The 14,089-nt window shown below is 56.0% G+C and carries 12 protein-coding genes and 1 tRNA gene; 6 read left to right on the top strand and 7 right to left on the bottom strand.

Annotated elements, in window-relative coordinates:
• The coding region (locus F7C11_RS08545; protein ID WP_394354846.1) for a Glu/Leu/Phe/Val dehydrogenase at positions 1-425 on the top strand (425 nt) is incomplete at its 5' end.
• A 54-nt stretch (positions 426-479) separates the two neighbouring features.
• On the opposite strand, the gene F7C11_RS08540 is transcribed toward F7C11_RS08545, so the two are convergent.
• Both F7C11_RS08540 and F7C11_RS08535 read right to left on the bottom strand, forming a co-directional pair.
• A complete protein-coding gene (locus tag F7C11_RS08540; protein WP_297092773.1) occupies positions 480-842 on the bottom strand; it encodes a potassium channel family protein in 363 nt (120 codons plus the stop codon).
• A 4-nt stretch (positions 843-846) separates the two neighbouring features.
• The gene (locus F7C11_RS08535) at positions 847-2,010 is read right to left on the bottom strand and encodes a hypothetical protein (protein WP_297092772.1); all 1,164 of its coding nucleotides are present in this window, start codon (positions 2,008-2,010) and stop codon (positions 847-849) included.
• Positions 2,011-2,128: 118 nt separating this feature from the next.
• Between F7C11_RS08535 and psmB the strand changes: the two genes are divergently transcribed.
• Genes psmB through rpiA form a run of 5 tightly spaced genes read left to right on the top strand, consistent with a single transcriptional unit; the run spans position 2,129 to position 7,131 of the window.
• Positions 2,129-2,740, top strand: coding sequence for an archaeal proteasome endopeptidase complex subunit beta (gene psmB, locus F7C11_RS08530; protein WP_297092771.1), 612 nt, complete (start codon positions 2,129-2,131; stop codon positions 2,738-2,740).
• Between the two features lie 10 nt (positions 2,741-2,750).
• Positions 2,751-4,697 (top strand): beta-CASP ribonuclease aCPSF1, encoded by a 1,947-nt coding sequence (locus tag F7C11_RS08525; RefSeq protein ID WP_297092770.1) that lies wholly within the window; start codon positions 2,751-2,753, stop codon positions 4,695-4,697.
• 18 nt (positions 4,698-4,715) lie between these two features.
• Positions 4,716-6,050, top strand: coding sequence for a pyridoxal-phosphate dependent enzyme (locus tag F7C11_RS08520; protein ID WP_297092769.1), 1,335 nt, complete (start codon positions 4,716-4,718; stop codon positions 6,048-6,050).
• Positions 6,051-6,089: 39 nt separating this feature from the next.
• Positions 6,090-6,443 carry a hypothetical protein gene (locus F7C11_RS08515; protein ID WP_363316527.1) on the top strand — a complete coding sequence of 118 codons (354 nt, stop codon included), beginning with the start codon at positions 6,090-6,092 and terminating at the stop codon, positions 6,441-6,443.
• A gap of 4 nt (positions 6,444-6,447) precedes the next feature.
• Positions 6,448-7,131, top strand: coding sequence for a ribose-5-phosphate isomerase RpiA (gene rpiA, locus F7C11_RS08510; RefSeq protein WP_297092768.1), 684 nt, complete (start codon positions 6,448-6,450; stop codon positions 7,129-7,131).
• Positions 7,132-7,734: 603 nt separating this feature from the next.
• Here the strand turns inward: rpiA and F7C11_RS08505 are convergent.
• From F7C11_RS08505 to ppsA, 5 genes are all read right to left on the bottom strand, one after another.
• Positions 7,735-7,822, bottom strand: a tRNA-Leu gene (locus tag F7C11_RS08505).
• A gap of 83 nt (positions 7,823-7,905) precedes the next feature.
• Complete coding sequence (gene upp, locus F7C11_RS08500; RefSeq protein ID WP_297092780.1) at positions 7,906-8,574, bottom strand: uracil phosphoribosyltransferase; 669 nt, start codon at positions 8,572-8,574, stop codon at positions 7,906-7,908.
• Positions 8,575-8,644: 70 nt separating this feature from the next.
• The gene (locus tag F7C11_RS08495) at positions 8,645-10,078 is read right to left on the bottom strand and encodes an MATE family efflux transporter (protein WP_297092779.1); all 1,434 of its coding nucleotides are present in this window, start codon (positions 10,076-10,078) and stop codon (positions 8,645-8,647) included.
• Between the two features lie 38 nt (positions 10,079-10,116).
• Entirely contained in the window at positions 10,117-11,508 is a 1,392-nt protein-coding gene (locus F7C11_RS08490) for an MATE family efflux transporter (RefSeq protein ID WP_297092767.1), read from the bottom strand.
• 135 nt (positions 11,509-11,643) lie between these two features.
• Positions 11,644-13,998 (bottom strand): phosphoenolpyruvate synthase, encoded by a 2,355-nt coding sequence (gene ppsA, locus F7C11_RS08485; RefSeq protein WP_297092766.1) that lies wholly within the window; start codon positions 13,996-13,998, stop codon positions 11,644-11,646.
• Positions 13,999-14,089: the final 91 nt, after the last annotated feature.

Below are 14,089 nucleotides of genomic sequence, written 5' to 3'. Positions count from 1 at the left end.
TCACCAATGAGGAGCTCCTTGAGCTCGAGGTCGACGTCCTCGCCCCGAGCGCCATCGAGGGCGTCATCACCAAGGACAACGCCGACAGGATCAAGGCCAAGATCGTTGCCGAGCTCGCCAACGGTCCGACCACCCCGGAGGCCGACGAGATCCTCCACGAGAAGGGCGTCCTCGTCATACCGGACTTCCTCTGTAACGCCGGCGGTGTCACCGTCAGCTACTTCGAGTGGGTTCAGAACATAACCGGCGACTACTGGGACACCGAGACCACCAGGGCCAAGCTCGACAAGAAGATGACCAAGGCCTTCTGGGACGTCTACAACACCCACAAGGAGAAGAACATCCAGATGAGAGACGCTGCCTACGTCGTCGCAGTCCAGAGGGTCTACGACGCCATGAAGTGGCGCGGATGGGTGAAGAAGTGATTTCTTCCCCTTTTCTCTTCGTTTCTGCCCTTCTGTAAGGCTATCAGAAAAGTTCTAGAGCTTTTTGGCTCGCTCCCGATAGAGCCTCGATATCGCCTGCATCGCGGCCGCGACCATTATTCCCGTCATTATCATTCCAAGTATGGGCAGTACAAAGGCACAGAGGAGCTTTGATATGGGCGTTGTTGGGGTGATGTCACCGTAGCCGACGGTGAAGGCGGATATGAATGCGAAATAAATTCCGTTGCCGATGCTCAGGGATTCCTGGAAGGCCAGCACCACCCCAAAAACAACTATCATGATAAAGAGGCCCAGGAGGATGCTTTTAACGTAGTAGAGAACCCTAAAAAATTCGTGGAGGAAGGTTCGAAAGTCTACGAGCTCGATTTCAAGCCCTTCCTCTTTCTCATTTTCCATTCCCTCACACCTTTGCCCAGTACTCCTTTTCCTCGACCATGACCTTTATCATCTCGTCCTCGTCCTTGAACATGGTTCTCCTAGACGGGTTCTGCATACCATAGAACTCCATGAATGGGCTTGGCCTCCTGTCGAACGGGTAGTAGAGGTATATCGCCGCCAGCGTTCTGTAGGCCTCGGCCATCTCGCTGATGACCCCTGCAGAGACGCCCTCAGCGTAGTGGTAGACTGCTATGGCTTTGCTAACGTCAACGAGGTTGAAGTCCCTCTCGACGAGCTGGCGTCTCAGTATGTCCGTCGCCTGTTCTATGTCCTCCCTCTCCAGCTCCTCCACGTGTTCGCCGTCCAGGAGGTGTTTGATGCGGATGCGCGTTATCTCCGGATTTTTGTTGACCTGGGCATCGTACTCGGCAACGACCCACCAGTCGTCCAGCGCCCCGGGGTCGAGAACCGTGAAGTGTTTGCTCAGCTTGGTGTAGAATCCCCGAACCCTCTGGTAGTACTCCTCCTCGTGGCCAGTCATCGGATAGCTCAGGTAAACGAGCGGCTTCTCGACCTCATGGAATATCAAGTCCAGGAAGACCTCGTAGGGGTGTCTTATTCCGAACTGGAGGATGTAGCGAACTTCGATGCCTTCCTTCTTCAGCTCGTGTATCAGGGTTTTAACGTGGTTTATGGCATCTTCGCGCCACATGACCAGGGTGGTGAGCTTGATGTTCTCCGGGTTCTGGCCGAAGCGTTCGAACCACTCCGAGTCGTTGATGATGCGCCTTCTGACGGATAGAACGTCGTCCAGGACTATTATTACACGGTTCGGTCTCAGAAGCTTCAGATTGCTCGTGGTGAAGCCGATAACGCTCCCGCTTCCCCATCTGAAGAGGCTCGGTGTTGAAACCAGGTGAAACTTCCGGTCACTTTTGTCTATTTCCTTTCTTATTCTATTAAAGGCCTCGTCCCTTATCTCGTTCATCAAATCCTGGTGGCTTATGGCGAAGTCAAGGACGTTCTTTCTGGTTATCTTGACGCCCAGCTCCTTTCCTACTTCCCGGATGTAATCGAAAACGTGGTAATAAACGTAGCTTTCCTCCTCTGCGAGCTTCAGTGCCTCGGTTATGTACTCGTCGCGCCCGTTGAGGGGCGGGCCCGTGACCAGAATAACTTCCTTCATCCTACCACCCCACTGCGTCTAAACGTACACTTCGGACGAAACCTTTAAATACTATTCCCCTAAACTGGCGTTGTAGAGGTTCTTCTATTCTAAAAACATACCAGCAGGGGTGTTGTAATTGGCTGAAAAGCTAAAGGGAACGACTACGGTCGGCATTGTATGTAAGGACGGCGTCGTCCTAGCGGCAGACAAGAGGGCATCACTCGGCAATATGGTGCTTTCAGGGAACGTCACAAAGGTATTCCAGATAGACGACCACTTGGCCTTGGCCGGTGCTGGAAGCGTTGGGGACATCCTCTCGCTCGTCAGGCTTCTGAGGGCCGAGGCTAGGCTGTACAGGGCCAAGGTCGGGAACGAGATGAGCGTGAGGGCCCTTGCTACGCTGACTTCTAACATCCTTCACGGCAGCAGGTTCATGCCGTACTTTGGGTGGTTTCTCATAGCGGGCTATGACGAGAAGCCCGGACTGTACTCGATAGACATGGCCGGCGGTGTTACCGAGGACAGGTTTACCGCCGCGGGATCGGGAATGGAGTTTGCCTTCGCGGTTCTTGAGGATGGCTATGGCGAAGACATGAAGCTTGAGGAGGGCATTAAGCTTGCCCTCAAGGCGATAAAGATAGCCACAAGGCGTGATGTTTTCACTGGGGATGGAATAACCCTGGTTACCGTGACGAAAGACGGTTACAGGGAGCTGAGCAAGGAGGAGATAGGGGCTCTTCTAAAGTGAGGTGGTGACTTTGATAAGGAGAGAAACTTTCGTTGATGACATTCTACGCGACATAAAGGCCGTAATAAGCCAGATGGTTCCTAGGGAGGCCAGGATAACGGATGTCGAATTCGAAGGGCCGGAACTGGTCATATACGTCAAGAACCCCGAGGCCATAATGCAGGACGGTGAGCTCATCAAGAACCTCGCCAAGGTTCTCAAGAAGCGCATCAGCGTCCGCCCAGACCCGGAAGTCCTCCTCCCCCCCGAGAGGGCAGAGGAGATGATAAAACAGATAGTCCCGGCGGAGGCCGAGATAACCAACATAAGCTTTGACCCGTCCGTTGGTGAGGTCCTCATAGAGGCCAAAAAGCCCGGTCTGGTCATAGGGAAGAACGGCGAAACGCTCCGCCTGATAACCCAGAGGGTTCACTGGGCACCCCGCGTCATAAGGACGCCGCCGCTTCAGAGCCAGACCATATACTCGATAAGGCAGATACTCCAGGCAGAGGCGAGGGACAGGAGAAAGTTCCTCCGCCAGGTCGGCCGGAACATCTACCGCAAACCCGAGCTGAAAAGCGAATGGATTAGAATAACCAGCCTTGGAGGCTTCCGCGAAGTCGGCAGGAGTGCCCTCCTAGTCCAGACAAACGAGAGCTACGTTCTGGTGGACTTCGGTGTTAACATAGCCGCCCTCCGCGACCCCAAGAAGGCATTTCCGCACTTTGACGCGCCCGAGTTCAGGTACGTCCTCGATGCCGGGTTACTCGATGCTATCATCATAACCCACGCCCACCTCGACCACAGCGGAATGCTCCCGTACCTCTTCCGCTACAAGCTCTTCGACGGGCCGATATACACGACTCCCCCGACCAGGGACCTGATGGTGCTCCTCCAGCAGGATTTCATCGAGATACAGCAGATGAACGGTGTCGAGCCGCTCTACAGGCCGAGGGACATAAAGGAGGTCATCAAGCACACGATAACCCTCGACTACGGCGAGGTTCGCGACATCGCACCGGACATGAGACTTACCCTACACAACGCCGGCCACATACTCGGTTCATCGATAGTCCACCTCCACATAGGCAACGGGCTTCACAACATAGCCATAACCGGGGACTTCAAGTTCATCCCGACGAGGCTCTTCGAGCCGGCAGTCAGCAGGTTCCCGCGCCTTGAGACCCTCATCATGGAGTCCACCTACGGAGGAAGCAACGACTACCAGATGCCGCGTGAGGAGGCCGAGAAGCGCCTGATAGAGGTCATCCACCAGACGATCAGGCGGAAGGGTAAGGTTCTCATCCCTGCCATGGCGGTCGGCAGGGCGCAGGAGATAATGATGGTCCTTGAAGAGTACGCCCGCGTCGGGGGCATAGATGTGCCCATCTACCTCGATGGAATGATATGGGAAGCCACCGCAATCCACACCGCCTACCCGGAGTACCTCAGCAAGCACCTGCGCGAGCAGATATTCCACGAGGGCTACAACCCGTTCCTGAACCCGATATTCAAGAGCGTCGCAAACTCGCGCGAGAGGCAGGACATAATAGATAGTGGCGAACCGGCGATAATCATAGCAACTTCTGGCATGCTCGTCGGCGGGCCCAGCGTGGAGTACTTCAAGCAGCTCGCCCCGGACCCGAAGAACAGCATGATATTCGTCAGCTATCAGGCCGAGGGGACGCTTGGAAGGCAGGTTCAGAGGGGCCTGAGAGAGATTCCGCTGGTCGGAGAGGGCGGAAAGACCGAAGTCGTCAAGGTGAACATGGAGGTTCACACCATCGACGGCTTCTCCGGCCACGCAGACAGGAGGGAGCTCATCAGCTACATCGCTCGCCTGAGGCCGAGGCCTGAGAGGGTAATAACAGTTCACGGAGAGCCCCACAAGTGCCTTGACCTGAGCACCAGCATTCACAAGAAGTTCGGAATCTCGACCCGCGCCCCCAACAACCTGGACGCGATAAGGCTTAAGTGACTGTTTGAGTGATGGCCGATGCAGGTTCGCTGTCCTAGCTGTGGGAGGCTCTACTCCTCCCTTATCCCCCCAACCTGCTCCTGTGGTGAGCCGCTTAGGATAACGTACGACTACGAATCCGTGGACGTTTCCGCCTGGAAAAATAGAAAGCCCGGTGTCTGGAAGTACCGGGAGCTTCTTCCCGGTGTGGACTATGTAATCAGCCTGAACGAGGGTGGAACGCCCCTTCTGAAGGCCAAACTCGGTGAAGAACTCGGGTTGAACGTCTTCATCAAGGACGAAACCAGGAATCCAACCGGCTCATTCCGCGACAGACTGGTAACGGTGGCCATTTCCTACGGTATGCCCTACGCCGAGAATGGCTTTGTTGTGGCAAGCAACGGAAACGCCGCCGCTTCCCTTTCGGCCTATGCTGCGCGGGCAGGAAGACCCGCCTATACCGTCGTCCCAAAGCTGGTTGAGCAGGGTAAGCTGAACCAGATAGTGGCCTTTGGTGCCAAGTTGATCCGCTACGGTGAGAGCGTCGATGAGGGCATAAGCTATGCCGAAGGCCTGGCCGAGGGCAGGGGGCTCTACAACGTCACCCCTGAGAGCAACCTCATCGGCCTGGAAGGGCAGAAAACGCTCGCCTTCGAGCTGTGGGAGGAGCTGAACCCGACCCACGTGGTGGTTCCAACCGGTAGCGGAAGCAACCTCTACAGCATCTACAAGGGGTTCGTTGAGCTAATGGAGATAGGGGCCATTGAGGAAATGCCCAGACTCATAGCGGTGCAGGCTGAGAAATGCTCCCCTATAGCGAGCGAGGTTCTGGGCGTCGAACCAAGGGCGGAACCAACCAAGGCGCTGGCACTCTACGTGAAGAACCCGGTGATGAAGGAGCTCGCGCTCAGGGCCATACACGAAACCGACGGAACCGCCGTGATGGTCGGCGAGGATGAGCTTGACCTAGGACAGAGGCTGCTCGCCGGAGAGGGAATCTTCGCGGAGTACGCTTCGGCGGTGATAGTCCCAGCCCTCCTCAAGCTGGCGGAGGAGGGGTACTTTGAGAGGGACGACAGGATAGCGCTCATTGTGACGAGCTCCGGCCTCAAGGGACACTACTCCGAAACCCGGGAGAAGTTCAGCATAGGGGGGACGAAGCTCGATATCCTGAGGCTTCTCGGTGAGAGGGTCATGTACGGCTACGAGATATGGGAGGCCCTTGAGAAGCCCCTGAAGTATCAGGCGGTTTACCAGCACCTCCGTGAGCTTGAAAGCCTGGGTCTGATAGGTGAATCCCATAGAAAGGGCAGGCGCGTCTACTACCGGCTGACCGATAAGGGCCGCAAGTTCCTGGAGACACTGTCGGGATAACGGAAAGGTTTTAAAAGGTCTTTTTAAAGCTAAGCGTAGGTGAAGAACGTGGAGCTGGCAATTGAACACAAGTTTTCACTCTCAGTTTACCTGTGGGGACTCATCTGTGGCCTGGTCAGTGGCATTGCCGCCGCAAAGTTCCAGTACGGCTGGATGATAGGCATCGCCATGTTCCTAATCATTGATAAGGTTGTCATGGCCATCATAAAGGAGCTGCCGCCCGACATCGAGGAGGAGCGCCTGATACTAAGGAAGGCCTTCTTCGGCTGGTTCCTGTTCTGGCTCTACTTCACCATGCTCAGCTACACCCTGATGGTCAACTTCCAGCCCCAGTTCTATTCAAACCAGAGCCTGCTTTATCAACTCACGCAGAACGGAACGGTGATGGGGTGAGTCTATGGAGGAGCTCAAGAGGGCGGTTGCCAAGGAGGCCCTGAAGTTCATTGAGGATGACATGGTAGTCGGCCTTGGCACTGGCTCCACCACTGCATACTTTATCGAGTATCTGGGCAAGCTCATCATGGAGGGGGAGCTCGAGGACGTCTACGGCATTCCCACCTCGTATCAGGCCAGGCTCCTCGCCCTCGAGAACGGCGTCCCTGTGGTCGGTCTGGACGAAGTCGATGCGATAGACATAGCAGTCGACGGCGCCGATGAGGTTGATCCCCACCTGAACCTCATAAAGGGCCGTGGTGCTGCCCTCACCATGGAGAAGATAATCGAATACCGTGCCGGAACGTTCCTCGTTCTCGTTGACGAGAGCAAGCTCGTTGAGAGACTCGGCCAGAAGATGCCCGTTCCCATAGAGGTGATTCCAGCGGCTTGGCGTGCCATAGCCGAGGAGATAGAGGTCTTCAACGCAACAGCGGAGCTCAGGATGGCGAGCAAGAAGGATGGTCCTGTTGTTACGGACAACGGCAACTTCATTCTCGACGCCAGGTTCCACCGCATAGATGACCCGCTTGACCTTGAGATAGAACTCAACAACATTCCTGGCGTGGTGGAGAACGGCATCTTTGCCGACATAGCCGACATAGTTCTCGTCGGCACCAAGGACGGCGTCAAGAGGCTGGAGCGCTGAAACTTTGTTATTCAAAGTTTCACCAAAGTTCATGATTCCTTTCCAGGGCTCTTTATTTTTGGGTTTCCTCTAGGAGTTAAGTATCAAACGTTGGATTCTGCGGTATGGTTCCCATTGTAGTCAAAGAGAAATCCAACCAAGATTGTCATTTTAAACAAGAATCACGAACCTTGATCAAACTTCGCGCAGGCGAAGTTACTGGGGGTGTGGGGACGTTAGTCCCCCAGAGGATTAATGAATAAGGAAGGCGGGGAAACGTAGTTTCCCAGGTTTTAGAGAAAAGTGGGGTTGTGGGGCGAAACCCCATTTCGGGGGTTTGAGAGTACAGAGCAGGCTTTTTCTAAAAGCTTGACCAAAAGAGTTCCCTTTCTCATAAATAGGCGATAGTACTAGCGTGCACGTTTCAACACCCTGCTGAAGCGTGGGTTTACTTCCAAAAAAGCCCTCTAAACAGGTTTGCGTTTTGTTCTGGTGTCCGTAGGACGCCTTGAGTAGAGCAAACACTCAGGGAATGGCAATTAATGAGTAAACCCCTTGAAGATTTGAGTTTCTCAGAAAGCACGCAATCTTTCCGTCAACGCTTTGCGAACCAAAGGGTTGTAATGGTGCGGGGGAGGGGATTTGAACCCCTGAACCCCTACGGGAGTGGATCTTGAGTCCACCGCCTTTGACCAGGCTCGGCAACCCCCGCGCACTGCGGGCTTCAAAAGGAATAACAAAAGGCTGGCTTATAAATTTAACGTCCCCGCGGGGAGAAAACCGAAAGAGGAGACCTCAAATCTTAATCGGCGCTCCAAAGGCCCTATCGCCGGCGTCTCCAAGACCGGGCAGGATGTAGCCGTGGTCGTTGAGCTCCCTGTCTATCGCCGCCACGAACATCTCAACGTCCGGATGGGCGGCCTTTATCCTGCTTATGCCCTCCGGCGCCGCCAGAACGCCGACTATGACGTAACGCTTGGCCTTCCCGTACTTCTTGACCTCTTCAAGGACCTTGATGAGCGTCGAGCCGGTGGCTATCATGGGGTCGGCTATTATGACCGTGTCCTCTGGCTTAACCTGCGGCACCTTGACGTACTTCATCTCTATCTCGAACTTCGGGGCCTTTCCGCGGGAGGCCGAGACTATTCCAACCCTCGCGTGGTCAAGGACCTTAATAAGCCCCTCCATCAGTGGTATCGCCGCCCGGAGAACGGTTATTATGACTACGTTGCGTCTGTCTTTTATGCGGATTCCCTCTGTTTCCTCCAGCGGGGTCTTCACAGGAATCCTCTCCACTTCCATCGTCTTCGTTATTTCGTAGGCCATGTAGCGACCGAGCTTGACGAGACCCTTTCTGAAGGGTATCGGCCCCGTCCTCTCGTCGCGAAGCTCCGTCAGAATCTCCATTATGAACGGGCTGTCCTCGAAGGAGTAGACACCCTCCCAGCGTTCGTCCCTCTTCATGCGTCTCACCATAGCTCGTTAGGCGCTGGGTTTATTAGACTTCCGCCTGCCAATTTTTGCCAGTGATGTATCACTTTTTTGACTCTTCCTCGATAATGCGCCTCATCCATGTCCCCCGCAGGAACCAGGCGAGGGCCACTATTGCCGCTATGAAGTTGCTCATGCCCATGCCGAAGAAGACCCCCCTGCTGGTGAAGTCGAAAAGGCTCGCCAGTGGTATTGTGACACCCAGAACAGTTATCGCTTCCAAGTAACCGAAGGCGTAGCTGAGGGGTATCCTCAGCCCCCAGAGGCGGAATATCCCGAGGGCCATGCTCTTCTTGGTATGCCCGGCCGAGCTGAAGACCCTGTTCACGACTATAAAGATACCATTGAAGAAGGGCACAGAGATCAGGAAGTACTTAAGAACTACCTCACTCTCTTCTATCACCGCCGGGTCGTTGAGGAAGAAGCGGAACACCTCCACGCGGAAGATTCCAATCACCAGAACCGCAAGGGTGGCTATGGCGAAGTTTATGATCATCGTGCGCTCCGCTATCTTCTTCGCCCGCCCGTAGTTCTCTGCACCGACGTTCTGGGCGACCATGGTGCCCATCGCCATGCTTATTCCGCGGGAGATGCTCGTCAGGAAGTTGACCAGTCTGGTCGTTATGGTGTACGCCGCGTAGGTGACGTCGCCGAAACCGAAGATTATCCTTGTCAAGATGACGAAGCCGAAGCTGTTCGCCGACTGTCCTATGCTGGAGGGAAGGCCGACGCGGAAGATCCTGCCGTAGAACTCGAAGTCCGGTTTGAGGCTTTCAAGGCTCAGGCTTATCCCCACGCGGTCGTTGAACAGGAGGTAGAGCCCTATCACCGCCCCAACAGCATTGGCGAAGACCGTTGCGAGGGCCGCTCCAGCCACCCCCATCTCGGGGAAGCCGAGCCAGCCGAAGATGAGGAGCGGATCGAGGATTATGTTTATCGCAACAGTTAGGAGGGTTATTTTAACCGGTGTCCTTGTATCACCGGTGGCTCGCATGAGGGCCGAAAATGCCATGAACGCGAAGGAGAAGGGCAGGCCCAAGAAAACTATCGTGGCATAGGTGAGGGAGTAGGGGTAGACGTTTTCGCTAACCCGCATGAAATGGAGCGCGTATGGGAGTATCAGGAGCGCCACTATCGCAGTTGCCACCGAGAAGAAAGTCATGAGCGAGTAGAGAGCCCCGGCCGAGCGGTTGGCCTTTTCGTACTCCTCCGCACCTATGTACTGCCCGACAAAAGCAAAGCCCGCCGTGGTAAAACCTATTCCCAGGGCCATCAACGTCCCGATTATCGGCCATACAGTCCCGGGAGCGGAGAGCGCCTCTCTGCCAAGCTTTCCCAGCCAGTAGGTGTCGGTTATGTTGTAGACAACCTGGACTAGGTTGTTGACTATGAGCGGGCCCGCCAGAACGAGAAGTGTCTTTTCTATGGGCCCGGTTAGTATTTCATCGCGCATCCTCTGGATTTTCTCGCTCTTCATGTGCAATCAGACCGCAATCGAAACGGTGATATATAAAGCTACCCCTTCTCCTCTATGATGCGGCTCATCCAGCTCCCGGTCAGGAACCAGATGAGAGCGACAACCGCCCCCAAAACGTTGCTTAAGCCCATCCCCAGCCACATTCCTGCCGTGTCCTTCACGAGGATTCCGAGGCCGTAGCTGAGGGGAAGCCTCAGCCCCCAGAGGCGGAGCATACTGAGGAGCATGCTCTTCTTGGTGTGTCCGGAGCTCTGGAAGACGTTGTTCACCGCCGAGAATATGCCAAAGAAGGGCAGGGAGGCGGAGAAGTACTTAACCACCTTTGCGCTCTCGGCTATTATCGCAGGGTCGTTGATGAAGAAGCTGAATATCTCCACGCGGAAGAAGGCAAAGAGGAGCGTTCCAAGGCTCAGAATGGCAAAGTTTATCGCCATCGTCTTCTCCGCTATGACCTTTGCCCTCTCGTAGAACCTCGCACCGACCGTCTGGCCCACCATCGTCCCCATCGCCATGCTTATGCCGTCCGAGAAGGCGAACATGAAGTTGGTCAGTCTGTTGGTTATGCTGTAGGTCGCGAAGGCCACATCGGCCTCACCGAACCGGCCGCCCAGAGTGAAGATTATCCTTGTGAGAATGACAAAGCCGAGGGCTGTGGTGGATGAACCGACGCTTGAGGGTATCCCTACCCTGAAAATGCGCTTGTAGAACTCCCAGTCCGGCTTCAGCTCCTCCACCGTTAGGTGTATTCCCACTTTCCCCTTGAAGAGGAGGTAGCCGCCGACGAGCGAGCCGAGGCTGTTGGAGAACATCGTCGCAACCGCGGCCCCGATGACGCCGAGCTCCGGAAACGGCCCCCAGCCGAATATCAGGAACGGGTCCAGAACCAGATTCAGAAGCACGGTGGCTATGTTTATTTTAACGGGCGTTTTGGTGTCCCCTATGGCCCTCAGGAGGAAGTTGAAGGCGAAGAGCGTGAAGGCGAATGGTATGCCGGCGAAGATGACGCGGGTGTAGTTGAGCGCGTAGGGGTACACAGTCTCGCTCACGTTCATGAAGTCAAGCAGATATGGTGCAGAGATGACCCCGAATATTCCGACCCCTATCGCGAAGAGCATCATGAGGGAGTACAGCCCCCCAGCGGCGCGGTTGGCCTTATCGTACTCCTTTGCCCCGACGTACTGGCTCACGAAGGCGAAGCCTGCTGTGGCAAACCCCATTCCGATGGCCATGAAGAACCAGACCAGGGGCCACGCCGTCCCCGGTGCGGCCAGCTCCTCCCTCCCGAGCTTTCCGAGCCAGTACGTGTCGGTGAGGTTGTAGAGAACCTGGACGAGCTGGTTTATGATGAGCGGGTACGCTAACAGGATGAGCGTCTTCACTATCGGTCCGCTGACAATCTGGTCGCGCATCGCCTCTACTTCACGCCTCATTGAGATGGCTATCGAAACGTTGGTATAAAAAGCTTATCGTGGATAAAAGAGCCAGCGACTAAAACTTCCCCTTTACCGGGAGAAACGCCGCCCGATTTTCAAAACGATAGAAACGAATAAAAAAGAGAAGAGGCTTCACTCGAAGAGCCTCTTGCGAGCCGCCTCGAGGATGAGCTTCTGCTCCTCCTGGGCGACGGTCTTCCTGATGAGCTCGACGGCATCGGGGTTGGCGCTGATGCTGTCGATGCCGAGCCTGACGAGTATCTTGGCCATCTTCGGGTCGCTGCCGGCCTGTCCGCAGATGCTGGTCTCGACGCCGTACTTCTTGGCGACCTTGATGACGTTCTCGATGAGCTTGAGCACTGCCGGGTGCTTCTCGTCGTAGAGGTAGGCGATCCTGTCGTTGTCCCTGTCGATGGCGAGGGTGTACTGGGTGAGGTCGTTGGTACCGAAGCTGACGAAGTCAAGGCCCTCCTTGATGAGGTCCTCGATGATGAGTGCAGCGGCCGGAACCTCGATCATTATTCCCCACTCGACGTCCTTGTGCGGCTCGAGGCCAACTTCCCTGGCTATCTCCTTGGCCTTCCTGATCTGCTCAGGGTGGCCAACGAGCGGGAGCATGACGCCGATGTTGTCGTAGCCCTCCTCGACGACCTTCTTGATGGCGGTGAACTCGGCCTTGAGGAGCTCGACCTGGTCAAGGCTCCTCCTGATTCCGCGCCATCCGAGCATCGGGTTCCTCTCGTCCGGCTCGTCCTCTCCACCAGGCATCTCCTTGAACTCGTTGGTCGGGGCGTCGAGGGTCCTGTACCAGACCGGCCTCGGGTAGAAGGCAGCGGCAACGGTCCTTATTCCGTCGGCGAGCTTCTCGACGAGCTCGTCGAACTTGCCCTCCTTGATGAACTTGACCGGGTGCTTGCCGATGGTGAGGATCATGTGCTCGGCGCGGAGCAGTCCAACACCGTCGGCGCCGGTCGCTGCTGCGCGCTCAGCAACTTCAGGCATGGAGACGTTGACCTTGACCTTGGTCGCGGTGATGAGCGGAGCTCCAGCGACAACGACCTGTCCACCGGCGGCCTTCTCCTCCTCCTTCTTCTCGACGAGGCTCTTGACTATGCCCTTGTAGACGACACCCCTCGTTCCGTCAACGGTGACGTAGTCGCCGGTCTTGAGCTTCTTGGTGGCCTCCTTGGTACCGACGACGGCCGGGATACCGAGCTCACGGCTGACGATGGCGGCGTGGCTGGTCCTTCCACCCTCGTCGGTGACGATAGCGCTTGCCCTCTTCATGGCCGGGACCATGTCCGGGTTGGTCATGGTGGTGACGAGGACGTCTCCCTCCTTGACCTTGTCGATCTCGCTGGCGTCGAATATGACGACGACCTTACCGGCACCGATGCCCGGTGAGGCACCGAGACCCTTGAGGATAACCTCGGCCTCCTCGACCTCGGCGGCCTCCTGAGCGGTCTCGGTCTCCTTGAGGGTGGTGATCGGTCTGCTCTGGACGATGTAGAGCTTGCCGTCGTCGGCGTCGTAGGCCCACTCGATGTCCTGCGGCCAGCCGTAGTGCTCCTCTATCTTGGCGCCTATCTTAGCGACCTCGATGATCTGCTCCTCGGTGAGAACCTGCTTCTCAACCCACTCGGGGCCGAGGTAGTCGGCGACCTTGACGTAGATGGTTCCCTTGCCGGTCTCAGGGTTGCGGACAACCATGACCTCCTTCTTGGCGATGTACTTCTCCTTTATCTTCCAGGTGCCCTTCTCAACAATGTACTCGTCCGGGGAAACGCTGCCGCTGACGACGGCCTCACCGAGGCCCCAGCTGGCGTTGATCATGATCTCGTTCCTGTTGTTGGTGACGGGGTTGGCGGTGAACATAACACCGCTGGTCTTGCTGTTGACCATCTTCTGGACGACGGCTGAGAGGTAGACCTTGCTGTGGTCGAAGCCCTGCTTGGCCCTGTAGAAGGTGGCTCTGGCCGTCCAGAGTGAGGCCCAGCACTTCTTGACCTTGTCTATGACGTCATCAACGCCGTAGACGTCGAGGTAGGTCTCCTGCTGGCCGGCGAAGCTGGCCTCCGGGAGGTCTTCGGCGGTGGCAGAAGAGCGGACGGCAACGTAAACCGCTTCCTTGTTGAACCTCTGGGAGAGCTCCTTGTAAGCCCTCTCGATCTCCCCGGCTATCTCTGCCGGCATCGGGAGCTCAATTATCTTCTGCCTGATCTTGGCGGTGTTCTCCTGGAGCTGCTTGGAGTCATCGACGTTGGTCTCGGCGATGACGCCCATAATCCACTCCTGGAGGGTCTTTCCGTCTTCGAGCTTGACGTTCTCGACGAAGTACTTGTAGGCCTCGGCGGTGACACAGAAGCCGGGCGGAACCGGAATGCCGGCGTTGGTCATTTCTCCAAGGTTGGCACCCTTTCCGCCAACAAGAGCGACGTCGCCCTTTCCGAGTTCCTCAAACCACTTTATAAATTTGTATTCGCTCATGCGAATCCCTCCACAATCGTTTACTGCGGGTGATATATCGAGGGTTCATATTTAAAATTAACTATCCAAGGCTGTTCTCTGGCGTACAGGA

Origin of the sequence: Thermococcus sp. (assembly GCF_015521605.1) — an archaeon.
Lineage (GTDB): Archaea > Methanobacteriota_B > Thermococci > Thermococcales > Thermococcaceae > Thermococcus.
Note: the sequence above shows the minus strand (reverse complement) of the source record. Positions and strands in the feature narration are given on the sequence as shown.

What these genes read in the sequence shown, in the direction of transcription:
- F7C11_RS08540 (WP_297092773.1), bottom strand. Translation starts at nt 842, where the DNA reads ATGGAAAATGAGAAAGAGGAAGGGCTTGAAATCGAGCTCGTAGACTTT.
- upp (WP_297092780.1), bottom strand. Translation starts at nt 8,574, where the DNA reads ATGAAGAGGGACGAACGCTGGGAGGGTGTCTACTCCTTCGAGGACAGC.
- F7C11_RS08495 (WP_297092779.1), bottom strand. Translation starts at nt 10,078, where the DNA reads ATGAAGAGCGAGAAAATCCAGAGGATGCGCGATGAAATACTAACCGGG.
- F7C11_RS08490 (WP_297092767.1), bottom strand. Translation starts at nt 11,508, where the DNA reads ATGAGGCGTGAAGTAGAGGCGATGCGCGACCAGATTGTCAGCGGACCG.
- F7C11_RS08520 (WP_297092769.1), top strand. Translation starts at nt 4,716, where the DNA reads ATGCAGGTTCGCTGTCCTAGCTGTGGGAGGCTCTACTCCTCCCTTATC.
- F7C11_RS08535 (WP_297092772.1), bottom strand. Translation starts at nt 2,010, where the DNA reads ATGAAGGAAGTTATTCTGGTCACGGGCCCGCCCCTCAACGGGCGCGAC.
- rpiA (WP_297092768.1), top strand. Translation starts at nt 6,448, where the DNA reads ATGGAGGAGCTCAAGAGGGCGGTTGCCAAGGAGGCCCTGAAGTTCATT.
- ppsA (WP_297092766.1), bottom strand. Translation starts at nt 13,998, where the DNA reads ATGAGCGAATACAAATTTATAAAGTGGTTTGAGGAACTCGGAAAGGGC.